Genomic DNA, 25,927 nt, shown 5'->3' with positions numbered 1-25,927 from the left:
ACTTAAGCGTCGAGCCAAAGCACACCGACCGTCTCAAAGCCGGCATGGACCGCAATCGACGGACAGAAACGTGTCTTCACGACGTCAACTTCCGGCAATTTCGCTTGGATGAGGGCGACGAGGTTGTCTTGCATCTCTGGAGCGAGCGCCGTCTGGACGAAGACACGGTTGTTATGGATTCCGTTCGCCGCATGAAGACGTTCGAGTTCTGTGACCATCTCAGCGTACGCTTTTTTGATCGAACGCACTTTCTTGAACGGGATGACTTTCCCAGATTCGTCGAGCGTGATGATCGGTTTGATGTTCAAGATGTTCGCGAGGAACATCTCACCTGATGACACACGTCCGCCCCGGCGCATCGTCTCCATGTTCCCGATGATCATGAAGAAGTTTTTCTTGTCACGCCACGCTTCGAGAAGAGCGACGATTTCCTCGACCGACTTGCCTTCCTTCTCGGCAGCGAGACCGAGACGGACGAGCTCTTGCTGCGCCTCGAGCGCTGCGTGCGAGTCGACCGTGTAAACTTTAAATCCAGCCGCCTCAGCCGCTGCACTCGAGTTTTTGACGGTGCTGCTCAATCCGTTTGAACAGTGGACGGCGATGGCGCAATCGTACCCTTCTTCTTTTAAGCGCTCGTAACGCGAGATGAAGTCACCAAAAATCGGTTGCGACGTCTTCGCTTCTTTCTTTTGGTCGATCATGTAGCGGTGCAATTCCTCAATCGAGAGGTCGACTTCACTGTAGCCGCTCCCGTCGACGATCAATTGGATCGGGACGATCTCGACGCCGAGCTGGGCGGCCTCCTCTTTCGAGAAGTTGGCCATACTATCGGTGATCCATGCAATTTTTGTCATAACAAATAGTCCTCCAGTAGTCGTTCAATTTTTTCCTCTTTCATTATAACCCATTTTCCCCGCCACTTCCCCGAAGAAAAAAGCAGAACGATTGCGGAATCGTCCTGCTCCCGTTCATTTTGTCGAAATCAGTTTCGTGTGGGCGAACTCATCGTGCGGCAGTTCGAGGTCTTTATTCGACTTCATCTGTTGAAGTGCACGAAGAAGTGGTAGACCGAGCGTCGCCGGATAGACGACGTCCTTGTAGAGCGTCCGTTTCATGACTTGTTCGAGCGTTAGCGGCCGGCCGTCTTGGCTCACGACTTTAATCCCGACGATTTTGTCGCCGATCGTCTGCCCGTCCCGGTTGAGCAAGAAATAGGCTTCTCCTGCGATGGAGACGATTGTCGGTAAGTAATAATGCTTCACTTCTTTATCCGGCCAGATTTTTTTACGGATCGTCTTCTCGACGAGTTTCGCGGGTGCTTCTAATAGGATTTTATCGATTCGACTAGCTACAGCGCGTTTCCAGATTGGGACTGCCACGTTCATCATCCTTTCGTTTCGTTTCCTAGCCTTTAGATTCCTCTTTTGGCTTGGCTTGAAACGCTGAAAACGGACAACCTGACCGCGCGAACAAGTTCGGCGTCACAATCTTGTCATCATAGTGCCGATGAAAGACGTGGGTCGAGGCCGGTGACAGCGGCGGGATGAGCCAACTCCACTGTCCGGTCACGTCACGACCGGCGTCCGTCTCATTTTTCTCGAACCGTTTAAATTGTTTCGCCGCTGTATGATGGTCGACAATCGTCACGCCGGCGCGCTCGAACGATTGCAAGACGGCGACGTTCAGCTCGACGAGGGCGCGGTCACGCCAGAGCGTCCGCTCTTTTGTCGTATCGAGACCGAGTGATGCCCCGACAAGCGGGAGCAGGTTGTAGCGCTCGACGTCGGCGAGGTTGCGCGCCCCGATCTCTGTCTCCATGTACCACCCGTTGAACGGGACCGATGTGAAGCGGTGTCCACCGATTTCAAGCTCCATGTCAGCGATGGCCGGGACGGCGTGCCACTTGACGTCACGTCCCCCGAACAAATCGACGTCGTCATGGCGAATATCGACCTCGAGCACGGCATCGGCCGGCAGTTCATACATGCGGATCTCGTTCCCGTCTGTAAGCAAGAGCGGTAACAGATCGAAAGCCGTCCCAGCCCCGACCCACCCGAGACGCATCGCCTGTCTCGTCATCGACAGCGATAGCGGGTCACCGACGATGCCGTCTGTCGTCTCGTACGCCGCGTAACGGATGAGTTGTGTGTTCAAAATCCGAAAATGGTTCGGGAGGACGGTCATCGTCGAGCGAATCTTTCCGCCGTTCGTCGCGTAGCGAAGATGGGCGACGATTGCTTCAAACACATCATCAAACGTTTCCGCGTCACGCGCGTCGTGGACGGTGAGCGTCTGCCAAAACAAGCGGCCGATGCAGCGGTTCGAGTTGCGCCATGCGAGTTTTGCCCCGGACGCCAATTCGTCCGTCGTGAGCGTGTACGTCCCGGTCCGCTCGATTTCGGCTTCGATCTCCCGTAACCGTTCGGTATGCTCCCCTTCAAGTTGTGAGAAAAAGTGGCGGGCTGCCTGTAGTCGATCCATCGTTTCTGTCTCCTCTTCTGATCTGTCCCTTCCATCTTAGAGAAAACTGCGTCCCGTTTCTAGTTTTAGAGCGCACAAAAAGCGAGCCGGCAAATCCGGCTCGCTTTGTCTCATCTTTCGATTAAATCTTTCGCTTGTTGAATCGTGAAGCCGCGCGGTTTGTCACTTTCGAGCGCGGTCAACCGTTTCTCGAGTTCGACGGTCTGTTCGTACGTCGCTTCATATTGATACAATCCGTTCGCAAGCTCGGTCAATCGAGTCACTTGAATCGGCAGCGACGGCTGCCCGTCATCAAGCAAGATGACGAGATTGATGTCACTATCGACCGGTAACCGGATCGAGCCATAGAAGGCGACCGCTTTAAATCCACGCTTCATGATGACGATCGGCGATGTCCCAACCGCGACGGCTTGATTGCGCAGGCGCGTGATCGTGATGCCGGCGTGGATCAACCGGTTCGACGGTTGGATCGTCTCGACGTACTCCTCGATCGGAATGAGCGTTCCCGTCTCGAGCGCTTGTTCAAAATCGGATTCTCGCAACGGTCGGCTGAAAATGAAACCTTGAATGACGTGACAACCGAACTCACGGAGTCGAAGTAAGTCATCCATCATCTCGACACCCTCGACGACGACGTTCATCCCGAACTCTTCGGCGATGAGGAGCAGACTCCGGATGATGCCTTGGGCTTTTCGGCTTTGGTTGACGTTATGGGCGAAGATACGGTCAATCTTGATTGTCTGGGCACTGTACGCCTGTAAGTAAGCAAGCGACGAATACCCTTTACCGAAGTCGTCAAACGCGATCGGGATACCGAGGTTGTTCAACCGTTCGAACGCTTGTGTGATCTGCTGGGCGTCGTCTAACAGTGACGTCTCCGAGATCTCGACTTCGAGATACGACGCCGGGACGTGGAAGCGGTCTAACATATCTTCGAACACGCGTTCAAACCGTTCTTGATACAAGTATTTGGCTGAGACATTGATCGAGATCGGGACTCGATGTTTGAGCGACGTGATATAGCGGCACACCTCTTCGATCAACCAGTTCGTCAAATCGAGATGGAGGCTGCTCTCCTCGGCGAGCGGAATAAATTCGGCTGGCGAGATCGAGCCCCACGTCGGGTGCGTCCAACGCATGAGCGCCTCGGCTCCGACGATTTGACCGGTCCAGGCGTTCACTTTCGGTTGATACATCAAATAGAATTCGTTGTTTTTAAGCGCACCTCGCATATCGCGCAACAGCTCGTAGCGTTTGAGTGACTCGATGTCCATTTGCGACGAATACAGTTCGAGTTGCGTCCCGAACTTTTTATCGGCCCGGTTCATGGCGACGCATGCGTGCTTGATCAATTCGCTCGCCTGTGCCCCGTCTTCAGGATAGCGGCTCACGCCGATCGAGATTCGCGCGAACAAGTCATACGCGTCAATATGGAACCGGTGCTTCGACAGCGTTCCTAACTCTTTCCCGAGCGCAAGCACTTCCGGGTCTTCCATCCGGCGCGGCAACACGATCAAGACGTTATCCGCATCGAGATGACCGAGCAAGGCGTCTTGTGGCAACAGACGAATCAATTGGTTCACCGTCGCGACACGCCACTCGTCACCGAGCTCGTAGCCGAACGTATTGTTGATCTCGGCAATCCGGTTGAACGAAAGCGAGAACAATGTGAACGGGTCGCGTTTGCGCGTGAGTTGATAGACCGATCCTGTGATTGACTCACGGTTTGGCATGTTTGTGATCGGGTCGAGCGAGGCGAGGCGCCAAATCTCTTGTTGCTGTTCTTTCAATTGGGTGATGTCTTTGACGAGCGTCCGAAACCCGATGACGATTCCGTCTTCAGAGAAAATCGGTTCCCGGTTCTCTTCGATCCATTTGACATTGCCTTTCGCATAGATACGATACGAGAACGTTGTCGGTTTACCGCTGAGCGTCACTTCTCGGGCTTGGTTCACTTTCGGCACGTCGTCAGGAACGACGACACGCTGCCAATAGTCAGGGTGTGTGTTGAACTGGTCTTCCGTATAGCCAAAGATGTGCGAGAAGCCCGGCGTCAAAAACTTAAACTGTTTCGTCTCGAAATAACGTTCAAAAATGACCGAGTCGACGATTTCGCACAACTGCTTCACTTTGGACTGCTCCATCGTGAGCGCTTCTTCGACTTTGACCAAATTGGTGACGTCAAACATTGCCCACGTCACCGATTTTCGATCTTTTGACATTCCGACTTTGACGATCAAATCCAAATATTTTTGTTGCTTCGGATTGAACGCCTTGATTTGGGTCTCATACTCTTGCACGTCAGCATCGTGGATGAGCGTCTCGATGGCTGCCGCAAATTCTGGACGGTAATCCTCATGGATCATGTTACGGAAATGTTCGCGTTTCATATCTCCCAGTTGCCGCTTAGATAACCCGAGCAGTTCACCCGTCTGCGGTGAATGGTAAAACTCGCCGGACTCGAGGTCAAGTTCGATCAGGATGAGACCCGGGATGCGCTCGAACAGCGTCCGTCCCACTTTCATCCGATTGTATCGTTCGCGCAGTTCCATCTGGGTCGTCAAGTCTTTGACGACGCCGTACAGACCGGTGATGACCCGGCCGGTATAGAGCGGCGTATTCGTGACCGACAGATGAATGCGTCGCTTGTCCGCATTCAACGCTTTCAGTTCATAATGGACCGTCTCCCCATGGAGCGCCCGCTGATGAAAGGCGTGAACACGTTCGCTTTCTAGTTTTGGAAGCCAGGAGTCAGGATCGACGAAACGCTCCTCTTCCCCGCTAAAGAGAAGCGACAACTTTTCGTTCGAGTCGACGAAGTTCAAATCTCGATCAAGGACGTACACCGCGTCAGGATATTGATCGAGCAATAACGGATCGATATTGATTCTCCCCTCATGCTCGGCCTGCTCAACGTTTGATTCTAATACATGCTTCCAATTACGGAAGAAGCCCATGTGTATCACTCCTTCGTGTGACAAATGTCACGTTTCGATACGTGTTAACTTGATTATACAAGATTGACTAGTTGAAAGAGCTTCTGCATTTTGCAAATAAGGGAAATGAACCGTATTACATACATATATTCAAAAAAATGTCATGTCTTAATGTGCTGTCAACCTACTCCTCCACACGATGATGACGCAAAAAAGACCACGGATATGTGCTCCGTGGTCTCGCGCATTATGGTTGTTTTACGACGACCGTCGCATACGATGGCACGTCGACATAGCCCGAGACGCGTTTGATCGTCTTCGTTCCTGCCTGACTGCCGTCGACAATCACGTTCCACTGTCCTGTCGGAAGTTTCACTTTGACTGTTTCTGCGTTGGCGTTATGTGTGATGAACAAGTCTTTCTTCTGGCCAGGCGCTTTGTCATCGATCAAATACGTGATGACGTTTGGCGCAGAACGATAGAACTTGACGTTCTTCTTGACGTCAGTCGCTTTCGTCATGCGAAGCCCTGGGTTTTGTTTACGCATCTCGATCAAGCCTTTCATGTACTGGACGTCCGCCTTACGTTCAGCGGCGCGTTTCCAATCCATTTGGTTGATGCGGTCCGGTGATTTGTACGAGTTGTGATCGCCTTCTTTCGTCCGCATGAACTCTTGACCGGCGTGGAGGAATGTCGTCCCCTGGCTCGTCAAGAGGATGCTTGACGCGAGACGATGCATCTTCGTCCGGTCAGCTTCCGCCGTCTCTTTATTCGTGAGTTCGAGCTTGTCCCAAAGCGTGTGGTTGTCGTGCGCTTCGACGTACGTGATCGCTTGCGTCGGCTCTTTCGTGAAGCCTTTGATCTCGGCATTGTAGTCGATCTCACCGACGATTCCCGTCTTGATGCGGTTCTCAAGACCGTCTTTGCCGTTGATGAAGCCGTTGTCCGTGTCGATAAAGACGCTGCCTTTCAAGCCGTCACGGATGTTGTCGTTAAAGTGCGCGACGCGGGGCATCTTGTAGGCGTTCTTTTGGTTCGCTTTCAGTGCCGGGTCGAGCGGTGTGCTGAGGTCCCAACCCTCGCCGAAGACGAGGATCGATTTATCGACTTTGTCGAGCGCTTGACGGACTTGGTTCATCGTCTCGACGTCGTGGATGCCCATGAGGTCGAAGCGGAACCCGTCCCAATGATATTCTTGCGCCCAGTAGACGACTGAATCGACGATGAGTTTTTGCATCATCTTACGCTCAGACGCGGTGTCGTTGCCGACGCCCGTCCCGTTCGCGAAGTCGCCGCCTGCCGTGTAACGGTAGTAGTAGCCTGGTACGATCTTATGAAGGTTCGAGGCTTGCGCATCGAACATGTGATTGTAGACGACGTCCATGACAGCACGCAAGTTGTGGTCGTGGAGACCTTGAATCATTTCTTTCATCTGCATGATTCGAACTTTTGCGTCATAAGGGTTCGTCGAGTATGAGCCTTCCGGCGCGTTATAGTTTTTCGGGTCATAGCCCCAGTTATATGTCGCGTTCGGTTTCGTCTCGTCGACCGAGGCCGTGTTGTAGTCATACACCGGGATGAACTGGACGTGCGTCACGCCGAGGTCTTTGACGTGGTCAAGGCCTGTCTTCGTCGCCGTCTTCTTCCCGTTTTCAATCAAGCGAGTACCCGGTTGAACGACACCGAGGTATTTACCTTTATAGCGAATTCCTGAATCGTACGTGTTCGATGTGACGTCAAAGATTGAGAAGTCACGGACGTGTGTCTCGTAGATGATTGCGTCCGTCGCGTTTTGAAGCTTCGGTTTCATCGAGTTCCAACGTTTCGGTTTCGTCTCGTTCAAGTCGACGATGACCCCTTGGTCCCCGTTGACGCCGACCGCCGTCGCATACGGATCGACCGCACGGACGCTGCCTGACGCATGCTTGACGTTGTACGTGTAGCCGATGCCGTCGAGGTCACCGCGGACTTCAGCAGTCCACGTGCCGCGTTCGCCACGCTTCATCGCAATCGTTTTCTTGATATCCTTGTCGTTCGCTGGACGCTCTTTCGGCATGTTCCACAGTTCGAGTGAAACGTCTTGAGCCGTCGGTGCCCAAAGCACGAAGTTCGTCTTCGACTGCTTGTATGTGACGCCGAGCTTGCCGTTATACGCATACTTCGCATCGAATTCCGGTGACCGGAGCACGTCGCCCGCTTGCAGCACTTTGTCACCGAACGTCGGGTGCGACGCCGTGATGACTTGCGCCAAGTCGAGGTCAGCACTGAAGTTTACCGTGACCGATTTGTCGCCAGTCTTCTCGACCGACTCGACTGCCGCGCCATCGACCTTCAATTCACTAAGGAACTGCTCATCGATCGCGCGGTTGAGCGTTAGTTCCGCCTGACGGAACGTGTTTGCCTCGAACGAGACGATTTTTGGTGAGCGGTCGATTTCTGGCTCTGAATAGTAAATCGTCGAATCACCTTCGACGAGCCAAATCTCTTTCGCCGTGCTGAGCGCGAAGCGGTCTTCGCCGTCCTTGTCGGACCATTCGCCTTTTTTCGTGATCAGACCGATGAGTTGTTTCGCATCCGGATTCGCAAACTTCACGTTCGCGACACCGCCGTAGGCGTCCGTCTCATCAAAGTTGATGCTTTGACCGTCGCCACCGTCCGGCCACGTCCAAACACCCCAGTCGGTGTATGTATTGTCATAGCGGAAGTAGTGGACTTTCATGTCGACTTCCGTCTTCGCCGTCTCCCCGTCCGGGTTCGACGTGTAGATTTTCGAGTCGCCCGACTTGATCCACACTTCGGCGACACCGTCCTTGATCATGTCTTTCGTGATCAGGCGGTCGTTTTCCGACCCTTTATCCTTGTCCCAATTGTCCGTTCGGACGATGAGACCGATCTGTTCAGGTGAGTCGACCGGGAATTCGTAGGCCGCCACCTTGCCGTAATCGTCCTCGCCGTTAAAGGCGAAGCCTTTGTTCGGGAAGTAATCTGGGCCATTCGCCCAAAGCCATAAGTTCCAATCCATTTGATTGTCTGGCGCCTCTTGATAGTGGACGACGACTAGTGTCGACTTGCCTTTATCAAGGGCAGACGCTGACATCGGAAACATCGACAGAATCAGTGCAAACGTTAGCACAACTGCCCATACTGGTTTCCATTGTTTGTTGACCATGTGGGTCCCTCCTTGTAGCATGAATTTAGGAAAACGCTTACACAAAAATTGTAAACGTTTGCTTCCTTAATTTCAATTCTTTTCTAAATAAACAACTAACGTTTCCCATATCAAGCCACTTGTTGGTTCGAACTCATTTTCCCATCACAAAATGATTGCTTTTTTATCCTCATCTGTCGAATATAGAAAATAGGGGAGGAATTTTTAAAATGTCGATGACCAATTTAATCAATAACTTGATTGCCAACGCCAGCTTACTGCTGATCGGCCTTTATATGATCTCGCGCCTCACGAAGCTCGGGTTCACGAGCAAGCTCCCGTTAAGACGGCAAATCACGATTTCACTACTCCTCGCCGGCCTGACGATCGTCATTACGTTGCATGGTGTGCTCTGGAACGCCCAAGCCGACTTTCAGTACGGGTTTGTCCCCATCATCATTGCCGGCCTTTACTTTGGCCTCCAAGGCGTCCGGATCACGTACGTCTCGAGCATACTGCTGCTTCCGTTCATCATATCGGATACGTTGCTGTTAATCGTTTTTCTCGACTATACGGTCGCGGCCACAACCGCAGTCGTCTATATGAAACTCCGGGAGCGAATCAAACCGACGCGGGACATCCGCATCGTCAACGCCATCAGCCTCGGATTTATCGCCTTGTTCTCGCTCTTAAACTTTAGTACCTATACCGCTCCAAAAATGTACGTCTATACGTTGATTGCTTTCGTCACGATTGGATATTCAACCGGGTTCGTCCTTCATATCGTCTATGGGGGCATCCGCAAGATGCAGCGCACGGAACGGCAGATCACAAAATATCGAGAAGCAGCCTACACCGACGCCTTGACGGGTCTTGGCAACCGTCGTCGCTTCGAGGAAGAGATGAAGCGCGTCGACGAGGAAGTGTTCTCGAGTCCTTACGACATCACGCTGCTCTTACTCGATATCGATCATTTTAAATCGGTGAACGATACGTATGGCCATGATGCCGGCGATGCCATCTTGATCGAGCTTGGCAAACGGCTCACAGAGACGGCCCGTACCGATGACATGGTGTGTCGCCATGGCGGCGAAGAGTTCTCGGTGCTGTTGTCGGACTGCAACTTGTCGCAAGGGTTCGTCATCGCCAACCGCTACTTGCGTCAAATCGCGGAAAGTCCATTTTTGCTCCCGGACGGCAAACAGCTCGACATCACCGTCTCGATCGGTGTCGCGAGTACGTCCGAACCAAAGATCGTCACGTCCGAACAACTCACCAAAAAATCCGACCTCGGTCTGTATGTCGCCAAACGTAGCGGTCGCAACCGGGTCAGTAAATGGAATCAGCAACAAGCGAACTAACCCCCGATGTCAGCGCATCGGGGGTTAGTTCACAATTTGTTGAATTCGTCTAACGATTCCAAATACCGGCGATAACTCAGTTTAAACTCCTCGTCCGTCACATCTGGCGGCCACATCGCTCTCGGGATGAGTCCTGTGAACTTCGCCCCGCCTGTATGCGCGTAAACATAAGAGACAACCTGTTCACACATATCGCGCGTCAAAAAACCGGTCACAAACTTCCCGTCCTTACTCTCGAGCACGATATCGAGCCGGCGACCTTCCATTTCATCAATGATCAGTTGATTGTAACGACGATGTTCCTCGTCCTTATGTTTGTATACCATCCCACGCCGTGCGTTATCCTCACGTTCCCATTTGTGGTCCTTTTTTTCCTTCGCCGTAAAAATTTTATCGATCATACGCGGGTCATCAATCGTCAAACAGCAGAAGATATGCTCATACGACAGCTGATCATCATTCACGAGGTCCATAATATCCGTTTTCGGAATGATGCGTGCCTTGTAGCGGACCATCACACGCCGGACGACTTCTTCTTTTTCAAAAATGAGCCACTGCTTCCGGCGCTCAAACTTCTCATGCAACATCCGGTAGTTCATGATATTCACCTCACTGATAAGCATATCAAAACAGGGCGTCCGAAAAAATGATTCGGACGCCCTGTTTGTTAATTCCCGTGTTTTTTGAATAGTTGATAGTTCTTGTTGCCGCCCGATAAGTTGTAGACGTCGGTGAAACCGAGGTTACGGAGCACGTTTTGCGCTGCGTTCCCGGTGACGCCGCCGTTGCAGTAGACGACCGTCGGCTTGTCTTTCTCGAGGTCTTTTGACGCCTCGCGAAGCTTGCCGAGCGGGATGTTGACCGCACAGTCGACGCACGCCTTCTCAAACTGCGCCGCTTTCCGTGTATCGATGACCTGGATGTCCTCGTCCGCGTCGATTCGCTGCTGTAGCTCAGCCGGCGTGATGAGACGGGCCGACTTGTTCATGCTGTTCGCCAGTGCCATCCCCGTGTACATGACCGGGTCTTTCGTCGTCGAAAACGGCGGTGCGTACGCGAGGTCGAGATGGAACAAATCGTCGACTTTCGCTTTGAACGTGATCGCCGTGACGAACACGTCGATACGCTTGTCAACGCCTTCGAAGCCGACGATTTGGACGCCGAGCAGTTGACGTGTCGCCCGGTCGCCGATCGCTTTGATCGTCATGTCTTTCCCGCCCATATAGGCCGGCTTGTCCGGTTTCGTGTTGTGGAGCACTTCGACGTCGTAGCCGAGGTCACGCGCTTCACGCTCCGAGAGGCCCGTCTGCGCGACCGCGAGGCCGAACACTTTGAAGATGCCCGTCCCGAGGATGCCGCGGTGTTCGAGTTCCCCGCCCGTGAGCAGATCACCAAGTGAACGTCCCATCTTGTTCGCCGTCGAGCCGAGTGGGCGCCAAATCGGTTTGCCTGTGACGAGCGAGAAGCTTTCCGCGACGTCGCCGGCAGCATAGACGCTGTCCACGTTCGTCTCCATCCGTTCGTTGATGGCGATCGCACCCGTCTCACCGATCGTGACACCGATCGACTTGGCGAGTTCCGTGTTCGGACGGACACCGACCGATAGGATGACGAGGTCGGTCTCGACCGTCTTCCCGCTCGCGGTGACAACGCGTTCGACGTGACCGTCGCCGACGAGCTCTGTCACGGTCTCACCGAGCAACAGCTCGATGCCGTTCTTCTCGAGGTGGTCCTCGACGCGGCACGCCATGTCTTTGTCGAGCGGCGGCATCACTTGCGGGATGCGTTCGATGATCGTGACGTCGATGCCACGAAGTTTGAGCTGCTCGGCCATCTCAAGACCGATGAAGCCGGCCCCGATGACCGTCGCATGTTTCGGGTTCGTCGCGTCGACGAAGTTGCGTGTCGCTTCCGCGTTCTGGATGTTGCGGATCGGGAAGACGTTATCTGACTTCACGCCCGGGATTGGCGGGACGATGCTCGAGGCGCCGGTCGCGAGGACGAGGACGTCATAGCTGTCCGTGAACGTCTCACCCGTCTCCAGGTTTTCGACCGTGACCGTCTTCACGTCTTTGTCGATCGCCGTCACGTTATGACGCGTCATGACATCGATGTTGTAACGCTTTTTGAAGAAAGCGGCGTCGCGTGGCGTCAAGTCATCGCGTGACTCGACTTCGCCTCCGACGTAATATGGGATCCCGCAACCCGAGTAGGAGATATCGTAATCACGGTCGTAAATCGTAATTTGTGCGTCTTCGTTGTTACGACGTGCTTTCGCCGCGACCGATGTACCGGCAGCGACTGAACCGATGATGACTAACTTCATAAAAAATCCACTCCTCAATATAGTAGTAAGCTGATATACAGGCCGAGCAACGTGATGGCAAGCGTTGGGATCGTCAAGATGATTCCAACTTTAAAGTATTGTCCCCAACCGATCTTAAGTCCTTTCGTCCGGAGCACGTGAAGCCACAAGAGCGTCGCGAGCGACCCGATCGGTGTGATCTTCGGTCCCAGGTCGGAACCGATGACGTTCGCATAGATGAGCGCTTCGCGAATCTGACCCGATGTATTCGTCAAATCGATGGCGAGCGCGTCGATCATGACGGTCGGCATGTTGTTCATGACCGACGATAAGATCGCGGCCAAGAAGCCCATCCCGAACGTGGCCGTTAACACGCTACCTGAGAACCAGTCGATAAAGTTGGCGAGCACTTGCGTCAGCCCCGCGTTTTGTAGGCCGTAGACGACGATGTACATCCCGAGCGAGAAGAAGACGATCGCCCACGGCGCTCCTTTGACGACTTGCTCCGTCTTCACAGCAGGCGAACGGTTCGCCATGATCAGGAAGAACAAGGCGATGACACCGGCGACGAGCGAGACCGGGATGCCGATGATGTCGCTCGTGAAGTAGCCGATGACGAGCAGAGCGAGGACGACCCACGACAAGCGGAACATCTTATGGTCTTTAATGACCGTGCTCGGCTCGACGAGTTTTGACAAGTCGTACTGCTTCGGGATGTCTTTTTTAAAGTACAAGTACAAGACGAGCAAACTGCCGGCGACGGCGAACACGTTGACGAACACCATCCGCGCCGCATACTCGGCAAAACCGATACCGAAGAAGTCGGCCGAGACGATGTTGACGAGGTTCGAGACGACGAACGGCAAACTTGCCGTATCGGCGATGAAACCCGAGGCGATGACGTACGCCAAGACGACGGCGTCCGGTAGTTTAAGCGCCCGCACCATCGCGAGCACGATCGGCGTCAAGATGAGCGCCGCCCCGTCGTTCGCGAATAATGCGGCGACGAGCGCACCGAGAAGCGTGATGTAGACGAACAGTTTGACACCGCCGCCCCCGGCGATCCGAGCCATATGTAAAGCGGCCCATTCAAAGAATCCGATCTCGTCCAAAATGAGCGAGATGAGAATGATGGCGATAAACGTAAACGTCGCGTTCCAAATGATGCCCCATACGGTACCGACGTCATCAAAATTGACGACCCCGGTGATGAGGGCAATGGCCGCCATCCCCATCGCCGAGTAACCGATGCCGAGGCCTTTCGGTTGCTTGATGATGAGGAAGAGCGTCACTAAAAAGATGATACTAGCAATCCACTGCACAATGAGTTCCTCCAATAATCTCTATTTTTGTTAGCACGTTTCTTGAAGACCACGGAGCACGAGGCTCGCGCTGTCTTCTGTCATTTCGACGTCGAGCGTGACGTTCTCCGCCATCGCTTCTGCGTCTTTCGAGACAGCGAACGTGAGGCCGTCATAATCTTTCACGTCGTCCGTCGTTTCCGGAGCGGCGATGTGAAGACCGAGCGTCGGGCCGCAGCATCCTGCTTCCGTACAGATCCGGACTGATTTCACTTCTTCATCCTCGAGTGCTGCCTTCATAAAATCGATTGCTTCGTTTGTGATGTTCATTTGATTTCCTCCTTCAATAGTTGTGATAACGCCGGATAGCCGACCGGCAAGTGTTCTTGCCACGAGAGCAGCGTCGGGCGCGGATACGCGTTCACCCGTTCGAGCCAAATCGCCTCACTCGCGACTTTCGCCGTGAGCAGTTTGCTTTCGACGTCGAGCGGTGTGAACGATTGGTTGACGACCCAGGCGAACGGACGGATGCCGGCCCGTTCCAAGTCGGTGACGAGCCGCTCGGCTTCATACACCGGTGTCGCTTCAGGGAGCGTCGTGATGACGACGTGCGTCTGTTTCGGGTCACGAAGCTTCGGCAACAGTTCGCGGACCGCTTCCGGGACGACACCGGTCGAGCGTTCGAGCTCACGGTGATAGCTCTCGGTCGCGTCGAGCAAGAGCAGTGTATGTCCGGTCGGTGCCGTGTCGATGACGACGAACCGATCTTTCGCTTTGGCGACTTGACCGGCGAAAGCACGGAAAACCGCAATTTCTTCCGTACACGGCGAACGCAAGTCTTCTTCAAGCATCGCGCGCTGTTCATCGGTCATGTCCCCCGCTTCATGGAACACGTCGGCCCGATAGTTCTCGATCTCGACTTTCGGGTCGATCGCGTCGACGGTGAACGTGGCGGGCACGTCCTCACCGATTGTGAAAGCGACGTGTGCCGCCGGGTCGGTCGTCGTCAAATGGACGGCGTGGCCGCGTTCGCTCAAAGCGACGGCGAGGAGTGAGGCGAGTGTCGTCTTGCCGACCCCACCTTTGCCCATCGTCATGATGACGCTCGGACCGTCCGCTTCGATTTCATCGACGAGCGTATCGATCGAACCGTAACGGCTCGCATCATATGTCATATCCGGTACGTCGACCGTCTCCCCGTTCACCCAGCGGCGCAGTGCCGGGACGCCGACCAAGTTCTCGTAGGCGTATGGGAGCGTGAACGTCTCGAGCGTGTCGACGCCTTGTGGCAAGTTGTCGAGCGCGTCTTGTTGGCGCTCGATGAACCGTCTCGTATAACGGTCCGTACCTTCCGCCGGGTCGACGACACCGTTGATGACGAGTTGCATCCGCTCGATCCCGATGGCGTGGAGCTCCGTTGCGGCACGACTCGCCTCGACGAGCGTCGACGTCTCAGGACGGGCGACGAGCAACAGTGTCGTCTCGTCCCCGTTCGAGAGTGTCTCGACCGCCAGTTTATATTGGTGTTGCTTGTCTGATAGACCAGCGAGCGGACCGAGGCATGAGACGCCGGTCGTGTTCGTCTCTAAAAATTCGTCCCACGCGCTCGGGAGCGTGAGCAACCGGAGCGTATGCCCGGTCGGTGCCGTGTCGAAGATGACATGGTCGTACGTGTCACGGGCCGTCTCTGACGTCAACAGCTCGGTGAACTGATCGAACGCCGCGATCTCGACCGTACAGGCACCGGACAGTTGCTCTTCCATCGACTGGATGGCGACGTCCGGGAGCACGCCGCGATACGGGCCGACCATGCGTTCCATATACGCTTTTGCCGCTTCTTCCGGGTCGAAGTTCGCAATCAATAGCTCCGTCCCCGGGACTGCTCTCGGTGTCTCGTCAAGTTCCATCTCGAACACGTCCTGCAAATTACTTGCCGGGTCGGTCGAGACGAGCAAGACGCGCTTGCCACGGTCAGCGAGCGTCAAGGCGAGGCTCGAGGCGGTCGACGTCTTCCCGACGCCGCCTTTCCCGGTCAAAAACATGTAACGGGTCGGCTCAATCGTATTAAAATCAAAGCGATTCATCATGACGCGCCTCCTTATTTTTTAAGCGTGATGCGGACTTTCGGTTTCTCGCCGTCTTGTTTCGCGAACGCCGCGACCGGGAGACCGGTCAGTTCAGCGATCTCTTCGTTCGTCATGTAGGCGCCGCGTTTGACGATCTCACCGTCGATGACGGTGAGCGGGAGCGTGTCGAGCCCTTTCGTGATCTCGGCTTGCACGTTTGCGTTTTCAACGAAACGGTTCGGCTCCGAGGCGAGGTTATAACGCTCGACGTCGAAACCGCGTTGTTTCAACACGTAATGGATCGTCGCGATCCGCGTCAGTTCCGGGTCGATCGATGGGCCACATAGTCCGGTCGGACAGCACATGGCCGGTTCGAATACTTCAAGTTTCATCGTTTATTCCTCCTTAAATGGCACACTCGGCGTCACAGTCACAGCTCGCATCGATCATCTCGACTTGTCCGAGCAGATCGACGACGATCGAATAGAACGGGCTCGCCTCGTTCAACCGGTAATGGATCCATTGCTTGTCCCGGCGCTCGAGCAGCAGTCCCACTTGCCGCATCATCTTCAAATGCCGGCTGATCGCCGGCTGCGAGATGTCGAAGCAGTCAACGAAGCTGCAGGCACACTGTTCCCCATCCTGCATCTGCTTTAACATCGTCAACCGCGTCGGGTCAGCGAGCACTTTGAGCACTTTACTCAGTTCTTCTGCGGTATGCATCGTCATTCTCCTTTACTCCATGTATAACAAAACCGTTATATAACCTTTACGTTATGAAATTACCATAGTTTTTAATGATAAGCAATTGTCTTTTCTGAAAAAGTTCGTTATGATAAAACACGTTGTGAAAACATGTGTCGGTTTAACCGCTTCCTTCATATAATGACGCATTTGATCTTCGTGAGACTCGGAGGTCAAAGTCAAAACTATAAAGAGAGGTGTGTTCTTTTTGGAAAAATTGAATACTGTCAAACAAGAATGGCTCGGTAACGTCCGGGCTGACGTCCTTGCGGGGATCGTCGTCGCGCTCGCCCTCATCCCTGAGGCGATCGCATTCTCACTCATCGCTGGACTGAACCCGATGGTCGGTCTATACGCTTCATTCATTATCGCCATGGTCATTTCGATCACGGGCGGTCGACCAGCGATGATTTCAGCTGCAACCGGGGCCATGGTGCTCCTCGTTGTCGATTTAGTTCGAGATTACGGTCTCCAATATTTATTAGCAGCCGGTATTTTAGCCGGTATCATTCAAATCGTGCTCGGGTTCTTTGGTATAGCGCGTCTTATGAAGTTCATCCCGCGTGCGGTCATGGTCGGCTTCGTTAACGCCCTCGCTATTTTGATCTTCCAAGCTCAATTACCAAACTTTGAAGGCGAGAGCTGGATCATGTGGGCGATCGTCGCCGCATCACTCGTCATCATCTTCTTGTTCCCACGTATCACGGGCGCAATCCCGGCACCGCTCGTCGCCATCGTCGCGATGACGCTACTTGCTGTCTTTATGGGGCTCGATACGAAAAACATCGGCGACATGGGGACGATCTCAGCAACGTTGCCGGAATTCTTATTCCCTGACGTTCCGTTCACGCTCGAGACGCTCATGATCATCTTGCCGTATGCCTTCTCACTCGCCTTCGTCGGCTTGATCGAGTCGTTGCTCACAGCTCAAATCGTCGATGACATGACAGGAACGGATTCGAACAAGAATCGTGAGTCAAAAGGTCAAGGGATCGCCAACATCATCGCCGGTTTCTTCGGCGCGATGCCAGGTTGTGCGATGATCGGCCAATCGGTCATCAACGTCTCGTCTGGAGCACGCGGTCGTCTATCGACGTTCGTCGCCGGACTCGCGTTGTTCATCATGATCATGACAATCAGTGACGTTCTTATGTTGATTCCAGTCGGCGCCCTCGTCGGTGTCATGTTCTTCGTGTCATATGCGACGTTTGATTGGGGCTCACTTAAAGCGCTCCGGACGGCACAAAAGTCGGATACGGTCGTCATGCTCGTCACCGTGCTCGTCACTGTGCTCACGCACGACTTGTCAATCGGTGTGTTCGCCGGGATTTTAACAGCTGCGATTTTGTTCGCCGCGAAAATCTCGAAAGTCGAACTCGACCGCAACGTCGAAGCCGACCACGCCCACTACGTCGTGAACGGTCAATTGTTCTTCGCATCAACGTCTGAGTTCGTCAACCAATTCGACGTCGAAGAAGATGTCGAGGCAGGCATCAAACATGTGACAATCAACTTCTCGAACACACACCTTTGGGACGATTCGGCCATCGGCGCCATCGACAAAGTCGTCTTCAAATACCGTGCGAATGGAATCGAGCCAGAACTGTTGAACTTGAACAAAGATTCAGAGAAGCTGCTCAATACGCTCGCGCTTCACTTGAAACAACAAGATGCCGGCATCGGACATTAATTCGGGAGGGATTCACATGACAAAAATCTTCTTAGCCGTTGACGGATCGGACCATTCGATGCGCGCGACCGCGAAAGCGATCGAGCTCGCGAAAGTCTCGAACGCCAAAATCGATGTCGTTCACGTCGTCAGCTCGAAAGAGTCAAAAGAAAGTGCCCTGCAATCAACAGGCAAAATCGACCTGGAGGCGAAACGGATGCAGCGGATGCAACGTTTCTTCTCAGCGATCGAAGCAGCCGGACTCGAGTACGAATATATCGAGCTCCGTGGTGAACCGGACGTCGAGCTCGTCAAGTATGCGAACCATGAACCGTTCGAATACGTCGTCGTCGGCTCGCGCGGCTTGAACACGTTCCAAGAGTTCGTTCTCGGCAGCGTCAGCCATAAGCTCGCCAAACGCGCGCTCGCGCCGGTCGTCATCGTCCGATAATCAGACAGGAAGTGAACCTCAGCGTTCACTTCCTTTTTCTGTATCTCGAATCGACACAATTGCGAATGCGCTTTCATAAAAAATCGCATATACTTGTAGTAGCAAGCGTACAAGAGGAGGCGTTGAAAGAATGGGTAAAATCTTTTTAGCGGCAGATGGCTCGGATCACTCGAGACGAGCTTTAACAAAGGCAATTCAACTCGCCAAAGCATCAGACGCATCGATTGATATCGTTCACGTCGTCAGTGCGAAAGAATCGAAAGAGGCCGCGCTCAACTCGACCGGCAAGATCGATCTCGAGACGAAACGAAAACGCATGATGCAACCGTTGTTCGATACGATCGAAGCGGAAGGCATCGCCTATGAATACGTCGAACTCCGCGGCGAACCGGACGTCGAGCTCGTCAAATACGCCAATCGCGATCCGTTCGAATACGTCGTCGTCGGCTCGCGCGGCCTCAATACGTTCCAAGAGTTCGTCCTCGGCAGCGTCAGCCACAAACTCGCCAAACGGGCGCAAGCACCCGTCATCATCGTCAAATAAGCCATCCCCTTTCTCGACTCGAGAAAGGGATTTTTTGTGTCTTATACAGGAACAACGTCCTATGTGTGGAATCAACTAGTGTATGTACAACTAACTAAGGAGGCAAGCTTTCATGGAGATTGTCAACGACCCGAGCACGTTACTTTTAATTTTACTGCCTTTATTGTTACTGCAACTGATCCTCCTCGTCGTCGCCATGATCGATTTATTCAAGCGGCCTGAAACGAACGGACCGAAATGGGTGTGGCTCCTCGTCATCGTCTTTATCAACATCCTCGGTCCGATCGTCTATTTCCTCTGGGGACGGACAAAACAATGAATGCGAGCCATCTCACCAAACGATTCGGCACGTTCACCGCGCTCGATGACGTCAGCTTCTCGCTGCGCCCGGGCTGCACGTCGCTCCTCGGCGAGAACGGGGCCGGCAAGACGACGCTCCTCAACATGATCGCCCGTGTGACGACGCCGACGTCCGGACAGATCGAGGGTCACGACACGATCCGGGTCGGTTATTTACCGCAACGGCCGGCGCTTTACCCTTCCCTCACACCGGTCGAGACGATTAAATATGCGGCCGACTTGACGGGCACGACCGGCGTCGACGCCTTGAACCTCTTAAAACGCGTCGGCTTAGAACCGGTCGACCGCCCGGCGGCGCACTTGTCAGGCGGGATGCGGCAACGGCTCGGCATCGCCCAAGCGCTCGTCCATGACCCGGAACTATTGTTGCTCGATGAACCGGTGTCGGCGCTCGACCCGCGCGGCCGCCGGGAAGTGCTCGATCTCTTGAGCGACTTGAAGCGCGAGCGGATGATTCTCTATTCGACGCACGTGCTCCCTGACGCCGAGGAGGCGAGCGACTGGGTGCTCCTGCTTCGGCAAGGACGCCTGCTCATGGAAGGCACCGTCACCGATTTGCTCGGGGCCAAATCGTCCATCCAACTTCGCCTGTTCGATGACATGACGACGGAAGGCGATTGGAGCGCGCTTGCGGGTGTCGTCCGTGTCTCGCGGACGGGGACGACATGGACGTTCGAGACGTCCGATAAAACGATGTCCGAGCGGGCGATTCTGCAACGCGTCCTCGCCCAAGGACTGATGATCCAATCGTTCCACGTCGGTCATCCGTCGCTCGAATCACTGTTTTTGGAGGTGAACGCTTAATGAGGACGGCCATTTTTAAACAAGAATGGAAAGAATCGTGGCGCAATAAACGGCTCGTTTGGGTGCCGGTCGCTCTGATGTTGCTCGCGGCGATGCAGCCGCTCACGCTCTACTTCTTACCAGACATTTTAGCGTCAGGCGGTAACTTGCCGGACGGGACCGTCATCGAGATCCCGACGCCGACACCGGCCGAAGTACTCTTATCAGTCAGTGAGCAGCTGCGACAGATCGGCCTGCTCGTCGTCCTGCTGTCGGCGATGCATACGTTCAGCCAAGAACGTACACTCGGTACGCTCGCTTGGCTCAAGTCGCTCAACATTCCAGCTTCTCGCATCGTCATGAGTAAATGGGCACACTACACGTTACTTTCCGCTGTTTCCATCTTGCTCGCCCAAGGCACAGCCGCCTATTATACGGTCATCTTGTTCGACTCGTTCGATGTGACGGACTTTGTCATTTCCACGGGTCTATTGATCGTCCATTTCGTCGTGCAGCTGTCGATCTTCTTCTTATTCGCCGCGCTGCTCGAGAGCGGACTCGTCGCCCTCGTCATCACACTCGGTGTCCACTTCGTCTTATCGCTCCTGCTCAGTTGGATCGATTGGGACTGGATGCCTTGGAACCTTGGCGGATTGTCGGGCGAGGCGCTCATCCAAAGCGTCAATTTCGCTTGGCCGCTCGTCACTAGCATTGTCTTGATCGGACTAGTGTTGTTCGTCGCGTCCAAGCGCTTATTATTTTTGAGTCGAACGTCCTGATTATTCAATTTTGTAAAATAGGTCTTTCGTCGATGCGTGTGTCTTTAATTTTCAACGTATAATAGAGTTACAAATTCAGACAATTTTGTATATTGAATACGGGGGAAATTGAATGAAATCGAGCTATTGGTTTACAGGAACGGTACTTGCCGTCAGTTTGTTTGCCCTACCGAGTATCGGGCACGCCGAAGCCGGGTTTCAGATGACAGCAAACGGAACGGTCTATACGACGGCCGATGGGACGACGTTGACCGGTTGGCAAGAAATCGAAGGCAAGACGTACTACTTTGATGCGTTCGGTGTCATGGTGACGGGCTGGCAGACGATTGACGACTCGATCTATTATTTCGAAGCGAACGGTGTCCGAGTCACAGGACTTTATCCACTTGATGGCGCTACATATTTGTTCGCTGCTGACGGGAAGCGTTTGACCGGCTGGCAACAGCTCGAAAACAACGTTCATTACTTCAAGTCAGATGGGACGATGGCGACCGGTTTCGTGACGATTGACGGGAAACACTATTACTTTTCGCCTAACGGACAGCGTTTGAGCGGTTGGCAAACCATCAATGGTGCCAAGCATTACATCTTCACAGACGGAACAATCCGAACCGGTACATATACGATTTCCGGGAAAAAATATTTATTGCTGAAAGATGGAAAGATGGCGACCGGCTGGCAACAAGTCGGGACACGCCATTACTACTTCGGCTCGGACGGCGCCAGAAGGCATGGCTTGCAGAAAGTCGGCACGACTGTATACGGGTTCCATGAGACATACGGCTACCGGCTTCAAGGCGTGCAAAAAGTCGCCGCCCGCTATTATTACTTCGGTACGGACGGGAAACGCCGCTACGGACTTCAGACGATTCAAGGTAAAGTTTACGGATTCCATCCCGTCTATGGCTATCGTCTCCAAGGCAAGCACAAGATCGGTTCATACTATTACCACTTCCACTCGACCGGTGTCCGCGAGACCGGTTGGAAGTATACGACACAGTACGAGTATTATGCACCGACGTTGACGAAGAAAACCGATTGGCAAGCGATCAGCGGCAAATGGTATTACTTCGATGCATCCGGTGTCATGTACAAAAACAAAAAAGTCGGCAACGCTTCGTTCGACGCGAGAGGCGCCTACAGCAATCCCCTCTCCGTCTACAAGATGAGCGTGCCGCTCTACCGCCAGTTCCCGATGGGGTATCCGTCCGGATGCGAGTTCTTCTCGCTCAAGATGGCGCTCGAGAAGAAGGGCCGCGTCGTCAGCGCCGAGACGCTCTATCGCGAGATGCCGAAAAGCATGTGGAACGCCCGCTACGAGAACCGGCTCTATCGCTGGGTCGACCCGAACGTCATGTTCACCGGTGACCCGAAAGGCACGCTCAGTAAATATCGTAACTATGGCATTTACCCGAAAGGCATGATCAACTTCTCGAGTAAGTACCGTCCGGTCAAGGATCTTTCGGGCCAAGGCCTCGCCTCGATCGAGCGCGAACTGTCGCTCGGCAACCCGGTCATCGTCTGGGCAAGCGTCGACTTTAAACAACCGTACGGCTACTTCAATTGGTATACCGCCTCGAACCAAAAATTCACCGGATTCACCAACTACCACGTCATGCTCGCGACGGGCTATGACAAAAACAACCTGTACATTAACGACCCGTACCGCGGTCGCCTCACTATCCCGAAAACCCAAGTCAGCTCTGTCATGGGTGCGACCGGATGGAAAGCACTCGCTGTCCGTTGATTCATGAGCCACCGAGAAATCGGTGGCTTTTTTTAGGTATAACGAATCAAATTAAGAAATCGAATTTCCTATTTATAACTAATATTATTGAATTAAAAATACAAAGTGCTACACTCTGGATAATAGTTAAAGCGCTTACATTTTCTAAAGGAGGAACTCTTATGAAGAAATGGATTGGTGGCCTCGCTGCCCTGACGCTCGTCACATCGTCTGTCGTCTTGCTCGACGCCGATGCCAAGTCTAAACCGAAGAAACCGAAAGTCGAGCTCGGGGTCGACCGGTTGATGGACGACCCGGAACTGCTCGCCGGTAAACGCGTCGGGCTGATCACGAACCCGACCGGTGTCGATGCCAACATGACGAGCATCGTCGACTTGTTCCACAACTCCGACGACTTTGAACTCACGGCACTGTACGGACCGGAGCACGGTGTCCGTGGTGATGCCCAGGCCGGCTCGACGATCAGCTCGTATATCGACGACGTGACCGGTCTTCCGGTGTATAGCCTGTACGGGGCAACGAAAAAACCGACGCCTGAGATGCTCAAAGACGTCGACGTGCTCGTCTTCGATATTCAAGACGTCGGCACCCGTTACTACACGTACATCTACACGATGGCGTACGCGATGGAAGCTGCGGCCGAGAACGACATCCCGTTCGTCGTCCTCGACCGGCCGAACCCGCAAGGCGGCCTCCGCGTCGAAGGACCGGTGCTCGATCCGGCTTATTCAAGCTTCATCGGTTTGTACCCGATCCCGCTCAAACACGGCATGACCGTCGGCGAACTCGCTCGCCTGTTCAACCGTGAATACCAACTTCAAGCTGACCTCGAAGTCGTCAAGATGAAAGGCTGGAAACGCTCGATGCTGTACGAAGATACAGGCCTCCCGTTCGTCATGCCGTCACCGAACATGCCGACGACCGACACGGTCAACGTCTATCCGGCGACCGGACTGTTCGAAGGAACGAACCTGTCCGAAGGGCGCGGCACGACGAAACCGTTTGAATTGATCGGCGCCCCGTACATCAACGCGCACGAGTACGCCAAGAGGCTGAACGCGCTCGACCTTTCAGGTGTCACGTTCCGCGCCGCCTCGTTCACACCGACGTTCTCGAAGAATGCGGGCAAGCTATCGCATGGCGTCGAAGTGTACGTCACCGAACCGACGAAGTTCGAAGCGGTCAAGACCGGCATCGCCATGTTGAAAGTGGCGCACGACTTGTACCCGGACGACTTCGAGTTCCTCGCGAACGACTTCATTACGAAGCTGACCGGAAACGCCTACTTGAAGGACATGATCCTCGACGGAGAGTCGCTTGAGGCGATCATGGATAAAGTCGACGCCGAGCGCGACGCGTTCTTACCGATTCGTAAAGATTATCTTCTGTATAAATGAAACGAAGGCAGGCTCTTTTGAGTCTGCCCTTATTTGTAATCCAATGGTAATACCCACTATTGCCCTATTCAATATATTATATGGTTATATTATCGGAAAAGGAGACTTCCCTCTTGAAAAAACCAACTACCATCCTCGTATCAAGCGCACTCGCCGCGGCGCTCACGTTCACCCCGTCGACGGCTTCGCTCCCGCTCGAACAGGCCACCGTCCAAGCGGCGTATACAGAAACAGCAATCAACACGAAAGGTTCGGTCACGGGCATCAGCCAGCTCCCGGTCCGCAAAACGCCGTCGCTTTCAGCAGCACGACTCGGCTCAATCAAGCGTTACGGCACGATGACCATCCGGACGTCGTTCACCGTCGGCGGATCAAAGTGGTACAAGATTAAATGGGGGGCTGGCGTCGCCTACGTCCCGGCCGCTTACGTCAAACTATCGACGGCGGAAGTCGCGTTCAAGAAAACGGCTTACGTCGCCCCGTCGAGCGTCTATTTGAAATCACGACCGCTCACGACGTCTTCGAACGTCGCTTTCCTCCGCCAAGGTGTAAAGCTCGAGACGAGCTCGTACCGTTATACCGGCTCGACACGTTGGTATAAGGCGACGAGTGGTACGAAGACCGGTTACATCATGGCGAAACACGTCACGTTCACCGCTCCCGCGAGCGGCGTCTTGAGCGAGACGAACAAAGAGCGCCAAGCGGCTGGCCTGACAACGCTCGCCGCCTCGAGCGAAGCGAACCGCGTCGCCCAAGTCCGGGCCGATGAGATGGCACGGACCGGTCAATTCTCGCACCAACTCCGTGAGAACGGCAGCCCGGGTGACACGCTCGACGCCTACAACGTCAGCTATCGTGGCTGGGGCGAGAATATTTATATGGGGTCGAGTGACCCTGGCCAAGCGGTCGACGCTTGGATGAACTCGAGCGGGCACCGCGCCAACATCTTGAACGGCCGCTTCACGCATCTCGGGGTCGGCACAGCGAAAAACGCACAAGGCTCGACGATTCATGTCCAAGTGTTTTTGACGAAATGAAAAATGGAGGATCGCCCCATGGCGGTCCTCCATTTTGATTAGCGGCGCTCGTCTTTCAAGCTTTCGAGATTTTGTTGGGCTTGGCCCGTCTTCTCTTTTGCCGTACCTTTGACTTGATCCTTTTGACCTTCACGTTTGAGCGACTGGTTGTCCGACGATTTGCCGACTGCTTCTTTCGCTTTTCCGGCCGCTTTATCGATGAATCCGTCGACTTTTTTGTTTAGTCCGTCTTTCATATGAATCTCCTCCTCGTGGTATCGTGTCTAAACAATGTACCACTCTGAAGAAAACTCAAACATAGTGCTCTTTGACGAGCACACGAAACCGCGGCCGGACGGTCAGCTCGATCGTCGTCACGGTCCGAGTCCGGTCCTCGGTCATGACGATTAAAAGCTCCCCATGGTCGCGCCGGTCTTCGAGCACTTCGACTTTGCTGACGGTGCGGAGCAGTTGATAGTAGAGCAGTTCGCCCGTCTCGCCTTTGACGTTCACCTCGAACTCGTGGTAGCTCGGGGAGACTTTAAAATAGAACGACTCTTTCCCGTTCGTGAAGCGGAACACCGACTCGTCATAATAAAACGGGAGCGTCGCATCCATCCGCTTCGGCTCGACCGTGCAAAATAACGCCCACGCCATCTCGTCAGGAAATTTTTCACCCGCTTCTCCTTTGTTGAACTGCCACCCTTTCATACTCAATCCCTACTTCCCTCTTTTTATAATTGTCTGAATAATCGGACTATAACAAATTGATTCGCCAACACGTTCAAAATCCCTGCAAACGGGAACAAATCTCTGTATGCTCTTTTTCTGTCCGTCCA

24 protein-coding genes are annotated in these 25,927 nt (G+C 53.9%); 10 read left to right on the top strand and 14 right to left on the bottom strand.

What is annotated here, in order from left to right; genetic code table 11:
* Window positions 1-2: 2 nt before the first annotated feature.
* The 5 genes from EVJ29_RS00705 to pulA form a co-directional block, all read right to left on the bottom strand.
* The gene (locus tag EVJ29_RS00705) at window positions 3-854 is read right to left on the bottom strand and encodes a DegV family protein (RefSeq protein ID WP_131490073.1); all 852 of its coding nucleotides are present in this window, start codon (window positions 852-854) and stop codon (window positions 3-5) included.
* Window positions 855-968: 114 nt separating this feature from the next.
* Window positions 969-1,385, bottom strand: a complete 417-nt coding sequence (locus tag EVJ29_RS00700) for an RDD family protein (RefSeq protein ID WP_236633340.1) — start codon at window positions 1,383-1,385, stop codon at window positions 969-971.
* A gap of 19 nt (window positions 1,386-1,404) precedes the next feature.
* Window positions 1,405-2,481 carry a nitric oxide synthase oxygenase gene (locus tag EVJ29_RS00695; protein WP_131490074.1) on the bottom strand — a complete coding sequence of 359 codons (1,077 nt, stop codon included), beginning with the start codon at window positions 2,479-2,481 and terminating at the stop codon, window positions 1,405-1,407.
* A gap of 110 nt (window positions 2,482-2,591) precedes the next feature.
* Window positions 2,592-5,438, bottom strand: a complete 2,847-nt coding sequence (locus EVJ29_RS00690) for a sensor domain-containing protein (protein ID WP_131490075.1) — start codon at window positions 5,436-5,438, stop codon at window positions 2,592-2,594.
* Between the two features lie 226 nt (window positions 5,439-5,664).
* Window positions 5,665-8,586 carry a type I pullulanase gene (gene pulA, locus EVJ29_RS00685; RefSeq protein WP_236633339.1) on the bottom strand — a complete coding sequence of 974 codons (2,922 nt, stop codon included), beginning with the start codon at window positions 8,584-8,586 and terminating at the stop codon, window positions 5,665-5,667.
* A 209-nt stretch (window positions 8,587-8,795) separates the two neighbouring features.
* Here pulA and EVJ29_RS00680 point away from each other — a divergent pair, with 209 nt between their 5' ends.
* On the top strand, window positions 8,796-9,926 hold the full coding sequence (locus tag EVJ29_RS00680; RefSeq protein WP_131464164.1) for a GGDEF domain-containing protein: 1,131 nt from the start codon (window positions 8,796-8,798) through the stop codon (window positions 9,924-9,926).
* A 29-nt stretch (window positions 9,927-9,955) separates the two neighbouring features.
* On the opposite strand, the gene EVJ29_RS00675 is transcribed toward EVJ29_RS00680, so the two are convergent.
* The 7 genes from EVJ29_RS00675 to EVJ29_RS00645 form a co-directional block, all read right to left on the bottom strand.
* On the bottom strand, window positions 9,956-10,525 hold the full coding sequence (locus EVJ29_RS00675; RefSeq protein WP_131490076.1) for a hypothetical protein: 570 nt from the start codon (window positions 10,523-10,525) through the stop codon (window positions 9,956-9,958).
* A gap of 68 nt (window positions 10,526-10,593) precedes the next feature.
* Complete coding sequence (locus EVJ29_RS00670; protein ID WP_131504593.1) at window positions 10,594-12,252, bottom strand: FAD-dependent oxidoreductase; 1,659 nt, start codon at window positions 12,250-12,252, stop codon at window positions 10,594-10,596.
* 14 nt (window positions 12,253-12,266) lie between these two features.
* Window positions 12,267-13,553 carry an arsenic transporter gene (locus EVJ29_RS00665; protein ID WP_131464170.1) on the bottom strand — a complete coding sequence of 429 codons (1,287 nt, stop codon included), beginning with the start codon at window positions 13,551-13,553 and terminating at the stop codon, window positions 12,267-12,269.
* 30 nt (window positions 13,554-13,583) lie between these two features.
* On the bottom strand, window positions 13,584-13,862 hold the full coding sequence (locus EVJ29_RS00660) for a Fe-S cluster assembly protein HesB (RefSeq protein WP_131504592.1): 279 nt from the start codon (window positions 13,860-13,862) through the stop codon (window positions 13,584-13,586).
* Window positions 13,859-15,616 (bottom strand): arsenical pump-driving ATPase, encoded by a 1,758-nt coding sequence (gene arsA / locus EVJ29_RS00655; protein ID WP_236633338.1) that lies wholly within the window; start codon window positions 15,614-15,616, stop codon window positions 13,859-13,861. The genes EVJ29_RS00660 and arsA overlap by 4 nt, the downstream gene beginning before the upstream one ends.
* A 14-nt stretch (window positions 15,617-15,630) precedes the next feature.
* On the bottom strand, window positions 15,631-15,990 hold the full coding sequence (gene arsD / locus EVJ29_RS00650) for an arsenite efflux transporter metallochaperone ArsD (RefSeq protein ID WP_131456514.1): 360 nt from the start codon (window positions 15,988-15,990) through the stop codon (window positions 15,631-15,633).
* A 13-nt stretch (window positions 15,991-16,003) separates the two neighbouring features.
* Entirely contained in the window at window positions 16,004-16,321 is a 318-nt protein-coding gene (locus EVJ29_RS00645; RefSeq protein ID WP_131504590.1) for an ArsR/SmtB family transcription factor, read from the bottom strand.
* Between the two features lie 229 nt (window positions 16,322-16,550).
* Here EVJ29_RS00645 and EVJ29_RS00640 point away from each other — a divergent pair, with 229 nt between their 5' ends.
* The 9 genes from EVJ29_RS00640 (at window position 16,551) to EVJ29_RS00600 (ending at window position 25,109) form a co-directional block, all read left to right on the top strand.
* Entirely contained in the window at window positions 16,551-18,032 is a 1,482-nt protein-coding gene (locus EVJ29_RS00640) for a SulP family inorganic anion transporter (RefSeq protein WP_131464176.1), read from the top strand.
* Between the two features lie 16 nt (window positions 18,033-18,048).
* Complete coding sequence (locus tag EVJ29_RS00635; RefSeq protein ID WP_131464178.1) at window positions 18,049-18,462, top strand: universal stress protein; 414 nt, start codon at window positions 18,049-18,051, stop codon at window positions 18,460-18,462.
* A gap of 130 nt (window positions 18,463-18,592) precedes the next feature.
* Complete coding sequence (locus EVJ29_RS00630; RefSeq protein WP_131438831.1) at window positions 18,593-19,006, top strand: universal stress protein; 414 nt, start codon at window positions 18,593-18,595, stop codon at window positions 19,004-19,006.
* 112 nt (window positions 19,007-19,118) lie between these two features.
* Window positions 19,119-19,325 (top strand): PLD nuclease N-terminal domain-containing protein, encoded by a 207-nt coding sequence (locus EVJ29_RS00625; RefSeq protein ID WP_131438833.1) that lies wholly within the window; start codon window positions 19,119-19,121, stop codon window positions 19,323-19,325.
* Complete coding sequence (locus tag EVJ29_RS00620; protein WP_131490081.1) at window positions 19,322-20,170, top strand: ABC transporter ATP-binding protein; 849 nt, start codon at window positions 19,322-19,324, stop codon at window positions 20,168-20,170. The genes EVJ29_RS00625 and EVJ29_RS00620 overlap by 4 nt, the downstream gene beginning before the upstream one ends.
* Entirely contained in the window at window positions 20,170-20,928 is a 759-nt protein-coding gene (locus EVJ29_RS00615; protein ID WP_131504589.1) for an ABC transporter permease, read from the top strand. Before EVJ29_RS00620 ends, EVJ29_RS00615 begins: the two co-directional genes overlap by 1 nt.
* Before the next feature lie 112 nt (window positions 20,929-21,040).
* Entirely contained in the window at window positions 21,041-22,675 is a 1,635-nt protein-coding gene (locus EVJ29_RS00610; protein ID WP_131504588.1) for a C39 family peptidase, read from the top strand.
* Window positions 22,676-22,836: 161 nt separating this feature from the next.
* Window positions 22,837-24,072: an exo-beta-N-acetylmuramidase NamZ family protein gene (locus EVJ29_RS00605; RefSeq protein ID WP_131504587.1), complete on the top strand. Its 1,236-nt coding sequence runs from the start codon at window positions 22,837-22,839 to the stop codon at window positions 24,070-24,072.
* A gap of 113 nt (window positions 24,073-24,185) precedes the next feature.
* Window positions 24,186-25,109 (top strand): CAP domain-containing protein, encoded by a 924-nt coding sequence (locus tag EVJ29_RS00600; protein WP_131490085.1) that lies wholly within the window; start codon window positions 24,186-24,188, stop codon window positions 25,107-25,109.
* Window positions 25,110-25,147: 38 nt separating this feature from the next.
* Here EVJ29_RS00600 and EVJ29_RS00595 read toward each other — a convergent pair whose 3' ends face one another.
* Together EVJ29_RS00595 and EVJ29_RS00590 are read right to left on the bottom strand one after the other, a co-directional pair.
* On the bottom strand, window positions 25,148-25,345 hold the full coding sequence (locus tag EVJ29_RS00595; RefSeq protein ID WP_071398105.1) for a CsbD family protein: 198 nt from the start codon (window positions 25,343-25,345) through the stop codon (window positions 25,148-25,150).
* Between the two features lie 55 nt (window positions 25,346-25,400).
* Window positions 25,401-25,799, bottom strand: coding sequence for a hypothetical protein (locus EVJ29_RS00590; RefSeq protein ID WP_070328546.1), 399 nt, complete (start codon window positions 25,797-25,799; stop codon window positions 25,401-25,403).
* Between the last annotated feature and the right edge of the window lie 128 nt (window positions 25,800-25,927).

The sequence above is a fragment of the Exiguobacterium sp. SH4S7 genome (genome assembly GCF_004336795.1).
Lineage (GTDB): Bacteria > Bacillota > Bacilli > Exiguobacteriales > Exiguobacteriaceae > Exiguobacterium > Exiguobacterium aurantiacum_A.
The sequence above is the reverse complement of the archived record's forward strand: the minus strand, read 5'-3'. Positions and strand labels throughout refer to the sequence as shown.